This window comes from Neisseria sp. S1 (assembly GCF_048060015.1).
GTDB classification, from domain to species: Bacteria; Pseudomonadota; Gammaproteobacteria; order Burkholderiales; family Neisseriaceae; genus Neisseria; species Neisseria arctica.
Genome location: NZ_JBLUPI010000011.1, coordinates 1 through 19,892 on the forward strand (window position 1 = coordinate 1; position 19,892 = coordinate 19,892).

Below are 19,892 nucleotides of genomic sequence, written 5' to 3' on the forward strand. Positions count from 1 at the left end.
GCGATGATAAGAAATCCGTGCTGGCTTTCGTTATCCGCTTTGCTTCCGGCCACCGCGTTACCGCCTTATCCAGCCGCCCCAGCAACCTGCGCGGTAAGCAGGGGCGCGTGATTATTGATGAGGCCGCGTTCCACGAGCAGTTGTCCGAGCTACTTAAAGCCGCAATGGCATTGCTGATGTGGGGCGGTCAGGTGCATATCATCTCCACCCACGACGGCGTGGACAACCCCTTTAACGAGCTGATTACCGACATCCTCGCCGGAAAAAAACCGTATTCACTCCACCGTATCACGTTCGACGAAGCCGTCGAACAAGGTTTATACCGTCGTATCTGCCTGCGCCTTGGTCGAGATTGGACGCCGGAAGGCGAAGCGGCGTGGTGTAAAGAAATCCGCGATTTCTATGGAGAAGATGCATCTGAAGAGTTGGATTGCATCCCGAAAAACGGCGGCGGCAAATGGCTGAACCGTGCCTTGATTGAAAGCCGCATGACACCATACACGCCGGTTATCCGCTACGACCAGACCGACGATTTCGGCCTGTTGCCTGAGCCACGCCGCGCGGCGGAAGTGGCCGACTGGATTGCCGATGAGCTGCAGCCCTTGCTGGATGGCTTGGACAAAACCCGAGTTTCCTTTGTCGGCGAAGACTTTGCCCGCTCGGGTGACCGCACCGTGATCGTGCCGCTGTTGCAAGGCAAAGACCTGATTTTGAAACCACCGTTTATTTTGGAACTGGGCAATATGCCCTTTGCCCAGCAGGAACAGATTATGAAACACCTGCTGGCCGGGCTGCCCAACCTGCGCGGCGCAGCCTTGGATGCGCGCGGCAACGGTCAATCACTGGCCGAAGCCATGCGTGATGCATTCGGTGCGGAAACGGTGGAAGCCGTGATGCTGTCGGAAAACTGGTATCGCAGCCACACTGCGCCGTTCAAAGCCGCACTGGAAGACGGCACACTCGACGGCCTGCCGCGCGACGAAGACATCTTGGCTGATTTGCGTGCGTTTGAGCTGGTCAAAGGCGTGCCGCGTATTCCCGACACCCGAACCAAAGGGCAGGACGGCAAAAAACGTCACGGCGACGCGGCGATTGCCTTAGTGCTGGCACATTATGCCAGCCGTGAACTCAATGCCGGGCCAGTACGCGTGGCCAGCCGAAAAATCAAACGCCGCAGCAGACTGACAAGAGGATTTTAAATATGAGCAAATTAAACTTTCCCGAAACGGTATTGCTGGCGGCCTCTCTGCCGTGCATTGTTTTCAGTTACTTTATCTGCCTGATTATGACGGCCGTACTTTCTTGTTGTCAGTTACTGATGGTGCTCTACTGTGTACTGATTTACCCGTTATTGTGGCTGGTAGGTTGTTTTTATCCGCGTTACAAGCCTAAAAAAACAGCGCAGATGGTATTACTGTGGCTGCGTTCTATTCCAATAATTTGGCATTCCGTTTTCAAATTGATGTATGAACCTTAAGGCCGTCTGAAAATGAAAAAACCGCATTTCAAACTCAAAACCCAACACGGCAGTGTAACCTTCAAACCCGAGGATTTAAGCGGCCACATCGCCGTATCGCGTCAATTTTTAAACGGCTTCGGCGGTTGGCTGCCGAATCCCGACCCGATTTTGCGCAAGATGGGCAAGCAAATCTCGGTTTACCGCGAATTGTTGCGCGATGAGCTGGTCGGCAGCTTCGTGCGCCGACGAAAAGCCGCCGTTGCCCGCCTGGATTGGAAATTAAGTGGCGATGACGTCGATGAGCGTGTATTGGATTTTGTCGAAAATTGGCTGGTTGCTGATGTCGATATCTATAAGCTCTGCAAAGACATCATGAATGCCGCTTTTTTCGGCTATCAGCCCATCGAAGTTATCTGGCAGAAAGGCAGTCAATGGCTGCCGTCTGAAATCGTAGCCAAGCCGCAAGAGTGGTTTGCCTTTAATGATGACCGAGAATTGATTTTCACCGAAAACGGCTTGAGCCAAGAGCCGCTGCCGCCTTATAAATTCCTTTGCCCACGCCATGAAGACGACTACCTTAATCCATACGGCTTGGGTGATTTGGGCTTGGTCTTTTGGCTGGTTACGTTCAAGCGCGGCGGCCTGAAATTCTGGGTGAGCTTCACCGAAAAATACGGTGCACCATGGTTGATTGGCAAAGAGCCGCGCTCCAACACCCACAGCGACACCGAAAAGCTGCTCGACGCGCTGGAAGCCTTAGTCAGCAATTCGGTCGGCACGATTCCGAATGATTCAAGCGTCGAAATTCACGAAGCCAGCGGCAAATCATCATCAGTAGATGCTTTCGACAAGCTGCTTAAAGAGTGCAAATCAGGCATCAACATCGCCTTGCTCGGCCAAGACCAGACTACCGACAAAGATACCAACCATGCCAGTGCCAGCGCAGGCCTGGAAATCGCCGACGACATCCGCGACAGTGACCGCCGAATTGTCGAAGCGGCGTTTAACGAGCTGATTGAGTGGGTGGTATCGCTGAATTTCGGCGATGTGGTTTGCCCAAAATTCGAACTATTTGAGAATGAAGAAGCAGGCACGAAAGAGCGTGCTGAGCGCGACAATATGTTGTCCGGCGCTGGGGTGAAATTCACTTCCCAATACTGGAAACGCACCTATGGCTTGGAAGACGGCGATATTATTGAAGAAGATGCCATCACCCCGACCGCCGCTGATTTTGCCGAAGGTTTGGATTTTTCGGAAACCGATGCAGGCTTGATTTTAGACACGCTCGCCCCGGATGCAGATCGTCTGAACCAGCAAGGCCGAGATTTGACTGCCGTATTGGTGCAGGATTTGCAGCGCGGCGAAACAGAAGACAATATCCTCGACCGCTTGGCCGAACATTTCCCGAATATGGATGACACCGGTTTGCAAAACGAGCTGGCACGTGTGATTTTCCTGTCGGATTTGGTCGGCCGCATTGAAGCAGCGCAGGAGATGAGCGCATGAATCCGGAAGACATCAAGGCAATTTTCGGCTTAGAGCCGGAAGCAGCGGTCGAATATCTGAAGCAAAAAGGCGTGACTGTTTCATGGGATTGGCAAGACATGCTGGATGACGCGCACGCAACTGCGTTTACCGTGGCCAAAACCGCAGGCATGGACGTAGCAAACGATATATATGATGCCGTAGTGAAAGCCGCTGAAAATGGCCTGACTTTGGAACAGTTCAACCAACAGCTCCCCCCCGTTTTACAAGCAAAAGGCTGGTGGGGACGCGTTCAGACGGCCAACCCCGACACCGGCGAAGCCCAAACCGTTCAGCTCGGCAGCCCGCACCGCCTCAAAACCATCTATTTGACCAACATGCAGTCGGCCTATATGGCAGGCCGCTACGCTGAGATGATGGATTCCGTGGATACCCACCCGTATTGGCAATACGTCGCCATCAACGACAGCCGCACCCGCGAAAGCCACCGCCTGCTGCACGGCAAGGTCTATGAAGCTACCGACCCTGTTTGGAATACCATGTATCCGCCGCTGGATTTCCGCTGCCGCTGCCGTGTGCGCCCCTTATCCCGCAGCCGTGGTGAAAACCGTGTGTTGCCCAACCCGGTGTTGGAAACCAAAACCGTAGACATTGGCCGCAATGACTACACCGGCGAAGAGCGCTATGCCCAGCGCACAGGCATCCGCATCGACGGCAAATTCATCGCACCCAGCCCCGGCTTCAACGCCAACCAAGGCAAAACCATGCTCTCGCGCATGGCTTCGGTGGCTGTTCAAAAAGCCCAAGCCGCTCATCCCGACATCGCCCGCATTGCCTTAAAAACCATGATGGGTAACAGCAAATTCAAAGCTGCTTTGTCTGCCACTGATTTGGCTTGGGTGCTGCAACTATTGAAAGGCTAAAATGAAATGATCGAAATCAGCCTAGACGAAAAACAATTACATGCAGGCCTCAGCCAACTGCTGAAAAACGCCACAAACACCCGCCCCATGATGCGAGCCATTGCCACCGAAATGGTATCCATGACTGAAGACAACTTCGAAAACGAAAATTGGGGTGGTCAAAAATGGGAGGGTGAGGACGACGGGAAAAGTAAAAGAGTAATAGCAGAAGGCGGCAAAACCCTACAACTAACCGGCCAACTCGCCGCCAGCATCAGCACTCAAGTCGGCAACGACTTCGCCCGTATAGGCAGCAACAAACCCTATGCCGCCATCCATCACCTCGGCGGTCAGGCCGGGCGCAGAAAAAAAGTAACCATACCCGCCCGCCCATACCTTCCCATCAACGGCAATGGTCAACTTCAAAAAGGAGCCGAACGCTCCCTATTGGACATTGCCCTCAAATCTCTCAGCAAAGGATTGTGAGCATCAAAAAACGGGCTAAATAAGCCCGTTCATTTTATTGCACCCTGTGCAACGGAGTTACAATTTCCCCATCCCACAGCATCCACCAAAATCCCCCATCACCCCATTTATCTCACAGACCCTTATATATTTATCTCACTTGGTTTCATTTTGCCTAAGCAAAAATTCAATATACATAATGAGCATCATTTATACTTTCACGCCTGATTCATGATAAATTTGCCGATATTTTCCATATAAAAAAAACCTAAAATGGGTAAAAATTCCCTATTTACCGCCACATTATTCCATGACATTTAAATTAAAAAATATATCAACTTCTGATAAATCAATACTATTCACAATCACTCCTGTTTTTACCTAAAAGTTCCCTATCACTCTATAAAATTTTCTCATTAGAAAATCTCCCAATCGAAATAATTATATATTAATGATGATAGAGTGAAGGCACCAAACTTAACCATAGAAACCTTTGATTTATAAAGTTATGTTAAAACTTTTCCTTTATAGTCAATATAAAAGCAATCAGTTTGATTTTTTTTAATTCCCGCCTCTTGCATCTGACTGATAAGCGCTTATACTGCATCAATCACTTATGTTGAAATCACTCATTGCGCCATTATTCAAAATAAGTGTTATTATTACTGTTGTTACAATAAACAATTATGCAAATAATTCAGATGCCGTCTGAAACTGCGTCCGCAGTAAATAAAACGGCTCTGCCTTAAAACATAATGAGAAGAAGGAAAGTTCTAGCTATGAAATCGTTCGAGCAAATCGAAAATATCCGTGAAATTCGCACAAAACTCGGCTTGAACCAAATGGATTTTTGGAGCCGTATCGGTGTCACACAATCAGGAGGATCACGCTACGAATCAGGCCGAAATATGCCTAAACCCGTACGCGAACTGCTCCGTTTGGTGCATATCGAAAAAATCGACTTGGCTAAAGTCAACCGTATCGATATGACAATCGCCGCCCTCTTAAAAGAGCGCCACCCCGATCTATATTCCGCTTTGAAAAAAGAAGCCAAAAGCAAGTAAGATCATAAATTAAGCGGCGGCTACGGATAATACCAAAGCTGCTCCGCTATAAAAATCGGGAAATACATACTCTTACCGCTGATAGCGGTTCATCAAGCAATTGATAAGCTAATTTTCCGATATACCCACCGAAAACCTAAAATTTGGAAATCGGATCAGGTAAAATGCTGCCAAACAATCTGTGTCCGTAGTGCTACAGAGATGCTTTTTTCAAGGCAATGCGACCGATACACTTATCCTACCCAAGCTGTTTGGCCACATTTTAAATAACGTAAACAGCCGTCTGAAACTAGGTTTCAGACGGCTGTTTACGTTATAATCGCACGATTAAACATTATTTCAATCTGCAGAACCATGCTAAACAAATACAACCCCGCCGAAATCGAAGCCAAACATTACCAACGCTGGCAACAAGCCGGCTATTTCCAACCGAATATGGATGCCGAAAAACCTTCTTTCTCCATCCAATTACCGCCTCCTAATGTAACCGGCACCCTGCACATGGGCCATGCTTTCAACCAAACCATTATGGACGGCCTAACCCGTTACTACCGTATGCAGGGCAGAAATACCTGCTGGATTCCCGGTACAGACCATGCGGGTATCGCCACGCAAATCGTCGTCGAGCGCCAATTATCCGAACAAGACATTTCCCGCCATGATTTGGGCCGTGAATCATTTTTAGAAAAAGTATGGCAATGGAAAAACCTGTCCGGCGGTACCATTACCGAACAAATGCGCCGTATGGGCTGCTCTGCAGATTGGAGCCGTGAATATTTCACTATGGACAACGTACGTGCGGAAGTAGTTACCGAAGTATTCGTACGCTTGTTTGAACAAGGTTTGATTTACCGCGGCAAACGTTTGGTCAACTGGGATCCCGTACTTGGCACCGCCGTTTCCGATCTGGAAGTGGAAAGCGTAGAAGAGCAAGGCAGCATGTGGCATATCCGCTATCCGCTAGCAGATGATCCCTCCGCCGGCCTGATCGTCGCCACCACCCGTCCCGAAACCCTTTTGGGTGACGTAGCCGTAGCCGTACATCCCGAAGACGAACGTTATGCCTCACTTATAGGCAAAGAATTACTGTTACCTCTTACCGGTCGCCGTATTCCCGTCATTGCGGATGAATATGTTGAAAAAGACTTCGGCACAGGATGCGTTAAAATTACGCCCGCACACGATTTCAATGATTACGAAGTCGGCAAACGCCACAATACCGCCTTGGTTAATGTTTTGGACTTACAAGCACGTATCCTGCCGCAAGCAGAAGTTTTCAACTTTAAAGGTGAAGCACAAGAAAACTTCGCTTTACCAAAAGCCTATGCCGGGCTTGACCGTTTTGCTGCACGCAAACAAATCGTAGCTGATTTGGAAACACAAGGCTTATTGGTTGAAATCAAGCCCCACACCTTGATGACGCCCAAAGGCGACCGCACTGGTTCGGTGATCGAACCCATGCTGACCAGCCAATGGTTTGTCGCCATGAGCGCAACACCCGACGGTAGCGTACAAGCCGAACCAGAAAGCGAATTCAAAGGCATGAGCTTGGCACAGAAAGCCAAACATGCCGTTGACAGCGGTGCCGTAAAATTTATCCCCGAAAACTGGGTAAATACTTACAACCAATGGATGAACAATATTCAAGACTGGTGTATCTCCCGCCAACTCTGGTGGGGACACCAAATCCCAGCTTGGTATGATGAAGAAGGCAACTGTTATGTTGCCCGCAGCGAAACCGAAGCGCAAAAACTGGCACAAAATACCGAACTCACACGCGATGAAGACGTACTGGATACTTGGTTCTCCTCCGCACTCGTACCTTTCTCCACACTGGGCTGGCCGTCTGAAACTGCCGAATTGAAAGCCTTTTTACCTAGCAATGTTTTGGTAACAGGCTACGAAATCATTTTCTTTTGGGTAGCGCGTATGATTATGATGACTACCCACTTTACCGGCAAAGTACCGTTTAAAGATGTCTATATCCATGGCATGGTGCGCGACCACGAAGGTAAAAAAATGTCCAAGTCAGAGGGCAACGTTATCGACCCCGTGGATTTGATCGACGGTATCGGCTTGGAAAATCTACTGATAAAACGCACTACCGGCCTGCGCCGCCCTGAAAAAGCACCTCAAGTTATCGAGGCTACTAAAAAATTATTCCCCGAAGGTATTCCTGTTTTCGGCACAGATGCTCTGCGTTTTACCATGGCTAGCTATGCCAGCTTGGGCCGCAGCATTAATTTCGACTTCAAACGTGCCGAAGGCTACCGTAATTTCTGTAATAAATTATGGAACGCTACCAACTTTGTTCTTATGAATACTGAGGATAAGGATTGCGGTCAAGATGAAAGCCTACCCTTAGCTTATAGCTTTGCCGACCAATGGATTATCGGCCGTTTGCAACAAACCGAAGCCGCCGTAGCAGAAGCTTTTGATACCTACCGCTTCGATTTGGCCGCACAAACGCTGTATGAATTTGTATGGAACGATTTCTGCGACTGGTATATCGAACTGGCCAAAGTACAAATCCAAGGCGGTTGCGAATCCACCCAACGCGCCACACGCCGTACCTTAGTGCGCGTTTTAGAAGTTATTCTCCGCCTGCTACACCCGATTATGCCCTTCATTACCGAGGAATTATGGCAAACCGTTGCCCCTTTGGCCAATGCCAAACATACCGACAGCATTATGCTGGCAAATTGGCCCCAAGCGGACAGTGAAAAAATCGTTCCCGCTTCCTTTGAAAAAATGGCTGCTCTGCAAGAACTTATCGGTGCCGTACGTAACCTGCGAGGTGAAATGGGTATCGCACCTAATGTAAAAGCACCACTTTTGGTAGAAGGAACCGTAGCTACAGAATTGCTGCAATATCTGCCTTCTATGACTCGCCTCACGGAAGCAAAATTAGTTGATAAACTACCGGAAGGTGATGATGCCCCTGTAGCTGTTTGTCAAAACGCACGGCTCATGCTCAAAGTCGAAATCGATAAAGCCGCCGAAAGCGCCCGCCTTACCAAAGAAGCCGAGAAGTTGCAAAAAGCATTAGATAAGCTTAATGCCAAACTCTCGAAACCCGGTTATACCGAAAAAGCCCCGGCGCATTTGGTGGAAAAAGATAAAACAGAGTTGGCCGATTTAAATGACAAAATGACTAAAGTACAAGCCCAATTAGCAAAATTAGCGAATTAACCTGCTTATAATAAATAATGCCGTCTGAAATAATAGGTTCAGACGGCATTATTTATATATTTCATTTAAAGAGAATAGGCATCAAAAATGCCTCTAATCATAACTGTGAGTTATAATATTTATATGCCAAATCCATATTGTCAAATTGATGTAGCCTACCTGCCTCCAAAACCATAGCATTATCACAATAATCTTTCATAGCACTATGGTTATGTGAAACCAAGATAATAGATCTATCTTTACGTTTTTCAAACAACTCATATTTGCATTTGGCAGAAAAACGAGAATCACCTACTGCGATCACCTCATCAATCAGATAACAATCGAATTCAACTGCTAAAGATAATGCAAACGCCAAACGTGCCTTCATACCAGAAGAATAACGTTTTACCGGCTCATATAAATATTGCCCGAGCTCGGAAAATTCTTCGGTAAAGTTCTTTACATAGTCAATATCTACATTATAAATACGAGAAATGAAGCGTAAATTATCCATTCCGGTCAGACTGCCTTGAAAGGCTCCTGTAAATGCCAACGGCCACGAAATGCTCATTGTTCTCCTAATTTCACCCTCTGTTGGCGGTTCTACACCACTGATCAAACGGATCAGTGTTGACTTACCCGCACCGTTTCGCCCGAGAATACCAACTTTTTCACCTTTTTCAAGTCTGAAATTAATATCATGCAATACTGTACGCCAACCGCTTCGGGTTTGGTAACGTTTAGAGACATGCTCGACAGAAATCACTGTGGCTCAACTCCTTTGCTGAATTTACTAATCATAGCCAAGCCCAACAACAACAATATGAGATTACAAAGTAAAAGATACCAAGGGTTTTCATAAGTAATCACCGATGTACCAAAATAACCCGCACGAAACATTTCCGTCCCATGTACCATGGGTACATGCAAGATATATTCATGTGCTTTAACCGGCAAAGTATGCACAAAGAAAAAAGCGCCAGATAAAGGCAACATAACAAAACTGAACGTACTCCAAATTTTACCGAACGCCTCAAACTTAAACGCTATCGAGCAAATCACAAATCCAAGCCCTGCCGCAAACATTGCCATTAGAAGCCATGCTAAAAGCATATAGAAGATATCTTGGGGTATTTCAATCCAGTGAATAGCCACTAAAATTGCCATAATCACTACTTGGGCAATTGTGGCACCCGCTACCTCTAAAACAATCCGTGCAACAATAGTATCCAATACCCTAACATTACGATGGTAAAGCAAACTGGCATTCGCAGAAATTGCGCCAATAGCACGATTAGAAGCATTCCTCCACATCATCGCCATCGGATATCCTGTCAGCACAAAAGCAACGATATTTAAGGTCGAAAATTGATCTGCCCGTAAAAACTTCCATAATACGACAATAAGCAGAGTCATCAGTAATGGTTCAACAAACAACCATAAAAAGCCAATATTACTACGCCCGTATCTCGTAATAATTTCACGCATCAGCAAAGCACCGATGACGCGTTTTTGAATCTGTACAGACTCCAAAAAAGATGTTTGATGCAAAGCTTTCATTAATTTTTATGCTCGCGTACACTAGCAGTCAGTAAACTTAAAATACCATATATCATTAAACTAATAATCAACGTAGCAACAATGTTATATAGTCGGCTTGGAGCCTGGGGCATATCGGGTTCGCTTGGGCGTGAAATTACTTCCAAATAAAGCTGTTGTCGGTCAGCCTCTGCCTTTGCGCTCTCTAAAGAAGCCATAGCTGCAGCCAACTGCTTCTCTGCCAATTCATTTTCAATAAACAAACGCTGATATTCGGCAGCTTTACTGGCAATAGAGCTAGAACCAGAACCAGAAATTTTCTGCATCTGCATCTCAATTTCTTTACGCAAGCTCTTCTCTCGCGCCAATAAGCCTGGGATTTGAGGATTATCGGGTGTTACGGCACGGACCTGATCTAATTGTGTTTGAATTACAATTAATTCATCTTGCAATTTTGAAATTAGACCCATTTGTACGCCTGATTGCTCCTTCAAATCAAAAATACCATTTTGGGTGCGATAAAGCATCAAGTTATCTGCAGATTCTTTTACCCGTTCCTCAGCTATACGTACATTTTGCTCGGCAAATACCACAGTATCTTTACGGGCACGATCATTAAGCTGGTTAATTAACTCTTCACCTTTTTTCAATAAGACTTCATTAATTTGTTTCGATTCTTTGGCATCAAATGATTGAACGCTTAATACCGATATACCCGCCACAGAGTCAAAGTTAATACCAACCTTCTTGGCATAATATTGATAAAAAGCCTCATTGGAATCCCATAAGCCGAACGCATTAAAACGGCTAAAAACATCACCTTTGCTCTCATAAAAAGAACGAACAGGTAATTGCTTTTGCAACTCATTCAAAGCAGAACGTGAACGCATGTACGCTTGAACTGTATACGTATCATCTTGAGCACGGGCAAAACCCGCACTCTGGAGCAAAGCTCCCAAGCCGGTGAGTGAGCTTTGATTTCTGGCAGAACGAACAACAAAGCTGGATTCCGACGTATATTGATCAGAAGCCAAAAAAGAAAAATAAATTAAAGAACATAAGGTAGGTAGTAATACCGTGATTAGAAATAATGGTGAAGTATGCTTTTTTAACTTCTTTAAACCCTTAGGCTTTTTCGAATCACCATTTACCACAACTTTTTTCTCTGCCTCTACCGCTGCCAAATTCTCAGCGGTGATTGTGGGTGTATTAGGGTTTGCCGTATTTTTTTCTGACATTTTTCACAACTTTAAAATAGAAATTTTTTAGCTTCGGACGGATTTAGTTGGCAATGTTATTGATACTATTCGCACCACTAACCACAGGAGAGAAAACAAACTGCAAAAATTTCTGCACCTCCGCCAGCGGAGCATTAGAAACATACAACACATCTTTATTTCTTACAGGGAAACGCTGCATCCAAAATAAAGAGTTGGCATCTGCCAAATTCAAGCGGTACACTACAGGCACTTCCGTTTCAATATCATAACCCTTAGCCAACCACTTATCCTGGTCAGCGCTAGGTAAATCTCCCAAAGGTACATATCTAAATACAAACACTCCGCGGGCATCAGCACGCCTGTCTTGTAAACCACCCATACGGCCAATTGCTTCCGCTAAAGATAACCCTCGAGCAGAGAAACCAATTTCTTGTGATTTACCAACAGCACCCATAGAAGTAAAAGTATAAGGGTTAGTGATAATCGTCACTATATCGCCACGCCGCAATAAAATATTTTGTCGCGGATTGGCTACCAATTCTTCCAAAGCTACCGTTTTTACTTCGTCCCCCCGCGTAAGCTGAATATTGGTATCCTGAACATTAGTAGAAGAACCACCTACCGCCGCTACTGCATCCAACACTCTTTCTCCTGCAGGGGTCAACGGCATGCGCACACTATTGCCGGCACGGATCACAGATACATTAGCTGTATTATTTTGAGCCAAACGCACCATGACCTGAGGCTGGTTCGCCATCCGTTTCAGACGGCCTTTAATCAAATCTTGAATTTGTACGGGTGTTTTTCCCGCCACGAAAATATCACCTACAAATGGTACCGAAATCATACCCTTTGCTGTAACTATCTGCTCCGGCAACTTAGTCAACTGCGCGGAGCCCGAACCAGCCGCGCCCAAGGATCCGCCGAATAGGACAGCCGGAGGTGCTTCCCAAATGGTAATATCTAAAATGTCACCAATATTAACAGTTCCAGAAGATACAGCCGTCCCCGCAAACTGTCCAAAAGATTGGCTAATTTTTTTTCTGTACATCATAGATGTGACAGCTTCATCTACTTCAATTAGTTGGACTTCAGGCAACATATTTGAGTGACCCTGTTGCAAGCCAATCACTTTTTGAGTTCCTGGCCCTGAAGATGGCAACATGCCACACCCTGATAATATTGAGCAGAAAAATATTGTACTTAAAAATATTTTTTTCATAAACTTACACTTAAAATTCGCACTAACAATCTTACAACCCACTGTATCCAAAAAATTTGAAATGTTTTATTAAGATTTATTACATTCTATGCCTAAAATACCTTACAGAAAAATATTTTATCTATACAATACCCAAGTTTTCATTATTATATTCCCTAAGCCCGATATAGACCAAAGGTAGCTTCACTCACCTTCCGACACTTTAACACGCTACAGTCCCAGAGAACATCATGAAAAATATTACACTTCAAAATTACAATATTACCATAGGAAATAATTTACCGTTTACTCTTTTTGGCGGAATTAATGTATTAGAAGATTTAGATTCGACCTTATTTGCTTGTGAAAAGTACCTTGAAATTACAAGTAAACTAGACATTCCCTATATTTTTAAGGCATCCTTCGACAAAGCCAACCGTTCTTCTATACATTCATTCCGCGGTGTTGGGATCGATAAAGGGCTGACTATATTCCGAGCACTAAAAGAAAAATTTAATGTTCCAATTATTACCGATGTTCATGAGCCATGGCAATGTGCACTTGTTGCAGAAGTATGCGATATACTTCAACTGCCTGCATTTTTAGCTCGCCAAACTGATTTAGTCATTGCAATGGCAAAAACCCAACGCGTTATAAATATAAAAAAACCACAATTTTTAAGCCCCACTCAAGTTAAAAATATAGTTGATAAATTTCAAGAAGCTGGAAATAATCAAATTATATTATGCGAGCGAGGAAGTAACTTTGGTTACGATAACTTAATAGTTGATATGCTAGGCTTTGGTGTAATGAAATCAACCTGCAACGAACTACCAATTATTTTTGATGTCACCCATTCCTTACAACAACGCGAGTCCAATTCTGCTATCTCAGGAGGAAGGCGCAATCAAGTAGTAGACTTAGCTCTTGCCGGAATGGCTGTAAGACTGGGTGGGCTTTTTCTAGAATCGCACCCCAACCCAGACGAGGCAAAATGTGATGGAGCAAGCGCCCTACCACTTGAGCACTTAGAAGATTTTCTTGTACAAGTAAAAGCTATCGACGATATCGTAAAAACCTTGCCAATATTAACAATTAACTAACTTAACAAAATTCTAAATCTGAAATTAACACTACTGCCTTAAAAAAAGTAGTGTTAATTTTGATTGATGGCAGTGCTTACAACACAAGTACAATTTGCCTATTATAAACTTATAAACACTTTTGAAAAGTAGGATATTCCAAAAACATATTTTCATTTTGCAACGCATTAAACTAATACCAAACAACTATCAATTTAAAAACATTCATTTTAAAATAAACATTCACCTTCCAAAAATCACCGTCCTCAGCTTCGTATCCACATTTACTTATTGCTTAAGAGTGTGAAAATAACAATAAATCCCGAACTCTTAGAATAAATCAGTTCTCTTAACAAACCAAAATACTCTATGAATCCCATAATATTATAGCTTCTACTAAATTTAGTGAGCTATAAAATTTACATAAAACAAATGACTACTTGCCAATATTATAACTTAGGGTTACAATTCCCAAGTTATTTACTATTGTAATAATATTATTGATAGCAAATTTATCAGAACCATCCTAAAACTATTCTATCAATATACTTCATAATAAACATTGCGGCTTCAATTTAAACAAACTCAAGTTAGATATTTATGTAACTTAAAACACCTTTCTCTTCATAAGGCTATTTCAAACGTTTTGAATCATCTCTGCCTATATATTAAAGTGCTAATTTTTTAATAATCAACTCATTCAAATAATTATTATCCCTACAACATTAACATTAGACCATAACACTATGACGGAAAAAAAACTACTTATTGTCTTTGGAACTCGCCCCGAGGCAATTAAAATGGCACCCTTAATAGAGGGTTTAAAACAACAAAATTTTGATTTTAAAGTGTGCGTTACTGCACAACATCGCCAAATGCTAGATCAAGTCTTAGATTTATTTGACATTACACCTGATTACGACTTGGATATCATGAATGGCCAACAAACATTATCATCAATAACATCTAATATTTTAAATAAAATACAATATGTTATTGATGACTACTGCCCTGATATTATCTTTGTACATGGAGATACCTCAACTACATTAGCTACTTCTCTCGCGGCATATTACAATAAAATAGATATTGCTCATGTCGAAGCTGGGCTTCGTACACACAATATCTATTCCCCGTGGCCTGAAGAAGGAAATAGAAAAATTACCGGTGCCATAGCTAAATATCATTTTGCCCCTACAGAAAATGTTAAAACAAATTTACTAAATGAAGGCATCCCTGAAGATACAATCTACACAACAGGAAATACGGTGATTGATGCCCTGTTCTTAGCATGTAATAAAATAGAAGCAAACCATCACCTCATACAGCATTATCAGGAAAAATTTGCTTTTTTGGATAATGGTAAAATAGTTTTAATTACAGGACATCGTAGGGAAAATTTTGGACAAGGTTTTGAGAATATATGTCAAGCTATATCAACATTAAGTCTCATGCATCCTGAAGTACAATTTGTATATCCAGTACATCTTAATCCGAATGTACGCCAACCTGTTAATCAACTACTTGCAAATCGAGCGAATATTCACCTCATCGAACCATTAGATTATTTTTCATTTGTATATCTAATGAAAATTTCTTCCATCATCTTAACCGATTCCGGCGGCATACAAGAAGAGGCTCCTTCATTAGGCAAGCCTGTCTTAGTAATGCGAGATACAACAGAACGCCCAGAAGCAGTTGCGGCAGGAACTGTTAAACTCGTTGGCACCTCACAAGAATCAATTGTCAAGAATGTCCATATCTTGCTCACAGAACCACAGGAATACAGCAAAATGGCAGACTCCCACAACCCTTATGGAGATGGCAATGCAGTGGAAAAAATATTGCATATACTGAAAAAAATTAATTGAAACTTAGATCATTAAAGGAAAATCATGTCTAGATTTAATACTATCTCGGTAATTGGACTCGGCTATATCGGCTTACCAACTGCTGCCGTTTTTGCCCAACATGGTGTCAATGTTATTGGTGTTGATGTAAATAAACATGCAGTTGAAATAATTAATCAAGGGAAAATCCATATTGTAGAACCTGATCTTGATACCGCAGTACACGACTGTGTATCAAAAGGAATATTACGAGCTACTCTAACTCCAGAGCCTGCGCAAGCATTTTTGATTGCTGTTCCAACACCGTTTAAAGGTAATAATCACGAACCTGATTTAAGCTATATTAAAGCAGCCTGCAATGCAATTGCTCCCGTATTAAAGAAAGGTGGTTTAGTTATACTCGAATCTACTTCACCAGTTGGCGCAACCGAACAAATGGCAGATTGGCTTGCCTTGGCACGCCCTGATCTAACCTTCCCCCAGCAAACTGGAGAAGCATCAGATATTCGTATCGCACATTGCCCCGAAAGGGTTCTACCTGGTCAGGTTATGAGGGAATTGATAGAAAATGATCGAATCATCGGCGGTATGACTAAAAAATGTTCAGAACAAGCCGCTGCTCTATACAAAACCTTTGTCAAGGGGAATTGCATTATTACCAATGCCAGAACAGCAGAAATGTGCAAGCTAACAGAAAACTCTTTTCGCGATGTAAACATTGCTTTTGCCAATGAACTTTCAATTATCTGTGACCAACTTGATATCAATGTATGGGAATTAATTTCACTTGCAAACCGCCATCCTCGCGTTAATATACTGCAGCCAGGCTGCGGCGTTGGCGGCCACTGCATTGCTGTCGATCCATGGTTTATCGTTAACAAAACACCTGACTTAGCTAAACTGATTCACACCGCACGCCTCGTAAACGATGGTAAGCCTGAATGGGTTATTGACAAGGTCAACAATGCAGTGATTGAAGCTCTGCAGAAAAATTCTAGCAAAACCATAACAGACATCAAAATCGCCTGCTTGGGATTAGCATTCAAACCTGATATCGATGACTTGCGCGAAAGCCCTGCCTTAAAGATCACCGAACAACTAGCCGAGAAATATCCCAATCAGATTTTGGCCGTTGAACCGAATGTTGAAACCTTGCCCGCCAAACTTGCGGCCAAAAATATCCGCCACACCAAACTGGATAAAGCATTGGAAGAAGCTGATGTTTTAGTAGTTTTAGTTGACCACAAAGAATTTAAAACGATTCAGACGGCCTCTGTAGATGCGGTTATTGTAGATACAAAAGGTATTTGGTAACCAATTGATTAATTGGCTTGTTTTATCAATGAAAACAGGCCAATTTTGTGTTTACTTTCTAGAGACATTTATGAGAAAAGTAAAATCTAATAACAGAAAACATAAACAAGCAAAAAAAATAATTTCTGTTTCTTCTAACACCTCACTCCAACAAACAGAAATGCAATCATCATTTCAAGAGGAAACAGTAGCCAGTATTAAAGAGAAATATCATAAAAGTCTTTTGGCATTCCGTGAATTAACTCTGGAATACGAAAACAAAATGATTCTTCTAAAAGAGCAGAATAAAGCATTTCTTGCTGAAAAACAATCACTTACAGAAACAATAAAAGAATATGAAACACTGTATAAAGAATGGTCGGCAGAAAAAAAGAATTTAACACAAGCTACCCAAAGAGCAATACTACAAGCAGAAAACTGCAAACAAACTAAATCGTTTCGTTTGGGCTATGCCTTAATTTTTGGCTTTAAATCTTGGCAGGGTTTCAAGGATATGTGCAGCACTCTTCGTACACTTTACAAAGAGCGCCATACTAATGCAAAAAAAACGTTCGTTTCCCTGAATTTCGACGAGACACTTAAACAACCCCCCAAAAAATATCTCAGCTGGGAAAGCCAAAAGCCTGTTTTGCAATGGAGTTTGCCAAGGGATACACCTTACTTGGCAAACTTTAATACAGTTTATTTCAACGAAAACAATAAAGATGATATACTTGTTTTAGACAAAACCGGCATAGAAACCGTTATAGATTGTTCCCAGTTCAACCAACTTATTATCAAAACCAATATCTTTAGTAAAGAGCACCCGCAAGATCCCAAACAAGGCTTATTGACGATAGCTTTCTACAATGAAGAAGGTAAAAGTGTTCAACCCTCACTCAATCTGCCTTTCAGTCAAAGATTAGGTAAACATTATTTTTACTTAAACTCTGACGAAAGTTTAGATGATTATATATTCCTGCTTATACCGCAATTCGCTACCCGAGTCGCTTTAGGGCTGGTTCATTGGGATAATAAATCAGAAATTTCTTATCACAATGCTTTAAATATAGCAGGGCTTTCAAACGGTATTAGTGTGATTTTGCCAACCTACCAAGGTGAAAAAACCATTATTAAATGCTTGCAATCTTTAGCTAAGCAAACATTACCATTTTCAGAATTTGAAATCCTAATCGTTATTAATGGAGAGCAAGATAGCACTCCCGCCTTAATCGAGCGCTTTAAAGAAACAGTACCGCAGATGCGTATCCGCATTTTTGAATTAGAAGAAGGTAATGTAAGCAAGGCACGTAATTATGCAATTCAACAAGCTTCTAAAGGCTGGATTACATTCATTGATGATGATGATTTCGTGCCTGAAAACTATCTGAATTCACTCTACCAATATGCGATATACAACACTATTACCGTAACCGGGATTGAAGATATCTTAAATGGAGAGGTCATCCGCAGTAGCATAATGGATCAGTTAGACAAGGCTGCTCAAAAAGCTGATTTAAGTTATTTCGATACAACCTCTTCGCTGACCATGAATGCATGTAAACTTGCCCCTTCTTTCATGGTAAAAAACACCATCTACAACACTTCGTTGCGCAGCGGTGAAGATGTGGTGTATTGGTGCCAGTTACTTAACCAATTCCGGCCTAAAGTCACTTTAATTCCACATTATGAAGAAGACAGCTACAAGCGCCTAATTCGGGAAAACTCTATTTCACGCAAAGCTGAATCTTATGACTTCAATGTATTACAACGCCTAGAAGTTATCAAACTACTGATCGATGAATTAAAAAATAGCCAATATAAGCATATAGATACATTTATTCAAAGCAAAATTGATGCACAAGCCGGCTTTATAAAACGCTATCTGCAACAACACCCTCAAGAATATGAAACATACCTGCAAGATATTACCCGATTAGATTTGCATAATCCGTTTATAGGCCAAATAAACAGTTTGTTTACAGACACTTTGGTTATTTCTTACTGCTTTGCCCCTTATATTGATACTTCTGGGGTAGTGATGAGCAAACGAATTCGATCCATGGGAAAACCCGTTGATTTAATTACTAACAGTATGAGTCAGGTCCGAGAAGCAGATAGGGAACTATTGAGAATATCGGAATACTACTTAGGCAAACATCACGAACTAAATGCACCGCAATCATTTGCCAACTGGAACGCAATCGCCCAATTTGCTGATAGCACATTAGATGCGACGCATAATATGTTGAAGCATCGAGAAATGTATAGCAATTTATATAGCCGTGCAATGTGGCCAGCTTCTCATATCGCTGCGGCTTTAGTAAAAATAAAATACCCTCAAATGAAATGGATTGCTGAATTTTCTGATCCTATACTGATGGATGTTTCCGCACAAGAACGCTATGAAGAGCTTCCCACCAGCTGGTTAAAAAAACACGGTTTTATTCCTCATAGTCACGCTCTTTCTGATAAGCAAAACTTATTTTACTGGTGTGAAAAACTGCCTTATCTGTATGCCGATGAGTTGGTCTTTACCAATCAAAATCAACTTGATTATATGCTTTCATATGCAGATGAAAACTTACGAGAAACAATTCGCAATAAAGCGGTTATTCAGCCCCAACCCACTTTAGACAGAAGCTTTTACCAACTGTCGCAAATAAAACTGGAAAAAGATCCTGATAAATTCCATTTGGCGTATTTTGGCTCTTTTTATGTAAACAGAGGTTTCAAACCCTTTATTGATGCTTGGTGCCAATTACCGGAAACAGAGAAAAAACTCCTGAACCTACATATTTATACCCAACAAGAAGCAGAATCTATTGTTAATAATGTACCCGAAGAGTTAAAAGAGCAGATTGTGATACAAAAATATGTGGGCTATTTTGACTTCTTGGCATTATCTGATCAATTTGATGGCTTGATTGTAATGGATGCTGAAACAAAAGGGTTGAAAATAAACAACCCATACCTACCATCTAAACTGAGTGACTACCTAGGTAGCCAATCATTAATTTTAGCATTAACAGAACAAGGCAGCCCAATGTTTAATATTGAGCATAACAATCTATGCAAAGTAAATATGTTTAATTTAAATGAAATTCATGCTACAGTATCTTCATTACTACATAACAAACTCTAAATTTTACGAATAC

The 19,892-nt window shown here is 42.6% G+C and carries 15 protein-coding genes; 11 read left to right on the forward strand and 4 right to left on the reverse strand.

What is annotated here, in order from left to right; all coding sequences use genetic code 11:
• The 7 genes from ACEPPX_RS08930 to ACEPPX_RS08960 form a co-directional block, all read left to right on the forward strand.
• On the forward strand, window positions 1–1,199 hold a 1,199-nt coding region (locus ACEPPX_RS08930; protein WP_416623731.1), incomplete at its 5' end, for a terminase large subunit domain-containing protein.
• Between the two features lie 2 nt (window positions 1,200–1,201).
• Complete coding sequence (locus ACEPPX_RS08935; protein WP_416623732.1) at window positions 1,202–1,477, forward strand: hypothetical protein; 276 nt, start codon at window positions 1,202–1,204, stop codon at window positions 1,475–1,477.
• Window positions 1,478–1,489: 12 nt separating this feature from the next.
• Window positions 1,490–2,965 carry a DUF935 domain-containing protein gene (locus ACEPPX_RS08940; protein ID WP_416623733.1) on the forward strand — a complete coding sequence of 492 codons (1,476 nt, stop codon included), beginning with the start codon at window positions 1,490–1,492 and terminating at the stop codon, window positions 2,963–2,965.
• Complete coding sequence (locus ACEPPX_RS08945) at window positions 2,962–3,867, forward strand: phage minor head protein (RefSeq protein WP_416623734.1); 906 nt, start codon at window positions 2,962–2,964, stop codon at window positions 3,865–3,867. Before ACEPPX_RS08940 ends, ACEPPX_RS08945 begins: the two co-directional genes overlap by 4 nt.
• Window positions 3,868–3,873: 6 nt before the next feature.
• A complete protein-coding gene (locus ACEPPX_RS08950) occupies window positions 3,874–4,332 on the forward strand; it encodes a phage virion morphogenesis protein (RefSeq protein ID WP_416623735.1) in 459 nt (152 codons plus the stop codon).
• A 758-nt stretch (window positions 4,333–5,090) separates the two neighbouring features.
• On the forward strand, window positions 5,091–5,375 hold the full coding sequence (locus ACEPPX_RS08955) for a helix-turn-helix domain-containing protein (protein ID WP_047760023.1): 285 nt from the start codon (window positions 5,091–5,093) through the stop codon (window positions 5,373–5,375).
• A gap of 354 nt (window positions 5,376–5,729) precedes the next feature.
• On the forward strand, window positions 5,730–8,567 hold the full coding sequence (locus ACEPPX_RS08960; RefSeq protein ID WP_416623736.1) for a valine--tRNA ligase: 2,838 nt from the start codon (window positions 5,730–5,732) through the stop codon (window positions 8,565–8,567).
• 97 nt (window positions 8,568–8,664) lie between these two features.
• Here the strand turns inward: ACEPPX_RS08960 and ACEPPX_RS08965 are convergent, their stop codons facing one another.
• From ACEPPX_RS08965 to ACEPPX_RS08980, 4 genes are read right to left on the reverse strand one after another with little or no spacing between them, the layout of a single operon-like run.
• Complete coding sequence (locus ACEPPX_RS08965) at window positions 8,665–9,315, reverse strand: ABC transporter ATP-binding protein (protein ID WP_416623737.1); 651 nt, start codon at window positions 9,313–9,315, stop codon at window positions 8,665–8,667.
• The gene (locus ACEPPX_RS08970) at window positions 9,312–10,109 is read right to left on the reverse strand and encodes an ABC transporter permease (protein ID WP_416623738.1); all 798 of its coding nucleotides are present in this window, start codon (window positions 10,107–10,109) and stop codon (window positions 9,312–9,314) included. Before ACEPPX_RS08970 ends, ACEPPX_RS08965 begins: the two co-directional genes overlap by 4 nt.
• Window positions 10,109–11,326: a capsule biosynthesis protein gene (locus ACEPPX_RS08975; protein WP_416623739.1), complete on the reverse strand. Its 1,218-nt coding sequence runs from the start codon at window positions 11,324–11,326 to the stop codon at window positions 10,109–10,111. The genes ACEPPX_RS08970 and ACEPPX_RS08975 overlap by 1 nt, the downstream gene beginning before the upstream one ends.
• A gap of 43 nt (window positions 11,327–11,369) precedes the next feature.
• Window positions 11,370–12,530 carry a polysaccharide biosynthesis/export family protein gene (locus ACEPPX_RS08980; protein ID WP_416623740.1) on the reverse strand — a complete coding sequence of 387 codons (1,161 nt, stop codon included), beginning with the start codon at window positions 12,528–12,530 and terminating at the stop codon, window positions 11,370–11,372.
• A 230-nt stretch (window positions 12,531–12,760) separates the two neighbouring features.
• On the opposite strand from ACEPPX_RS08980, the gene kdsA reads away from it, so the two are divergent.
• The 4 genes from kdsA (at window position 12,761) to ACEPPX_RS09000 (ending at window position 19,879) form a co-directional block, all read left to right on the forward strand.
• A complete protein-coding gene (gene kdsA, locus ACEPPX_RS08985) occupies window positions 12,761–13,612 on the forward strand; it encodes a 3-deoxy-8-phosphooctulonate synthase (protein WP_047760028.1) in 852 nt (283 codons plus the stop codon).
• Window positions 13,613–14,337: 725 nt separating this feature from the next.
• Entirely contained in the window at window positions 14,338–15,462 is a 1,125-nt protein-coding gene (gene wecB / locus ACEPPX_RS08990) for a non-hydrolyzing UDP-N-acetylglucosamine 2-epimerase (RefSeq protein ID WP_416623741.1), read from the forward strand.
• Window positions 15,463–15,486: 24 nt separating this feature from the next.
• A complete protein-coding gene (gene wecC, locus ACEPPX_RS08995; RefSeq protein WP_416623742.1) occupies window positions 15,487–16,755 on the forward strand; it encodes a UDP-N-acetyl-D-mannosamine dehydrogenase in 1,269 nt (422 codons plus the stop codon).
• A 70-nt stretch (window positions 16,756–16,825) separates the two neighbouring features.
• Window positions 16,826–19,879, forward strand: a complete 3,054-nt coding sequence (locus ACEPPX_RS09000; protein ID WP_416623743.1) for a glycosyltransferase — start codon at window positions 16,826–16,828, stop codon at window positions 19,877–19,879.
• Window positions 19,880–19,892 lie beyond the last annotated feature (13 nt).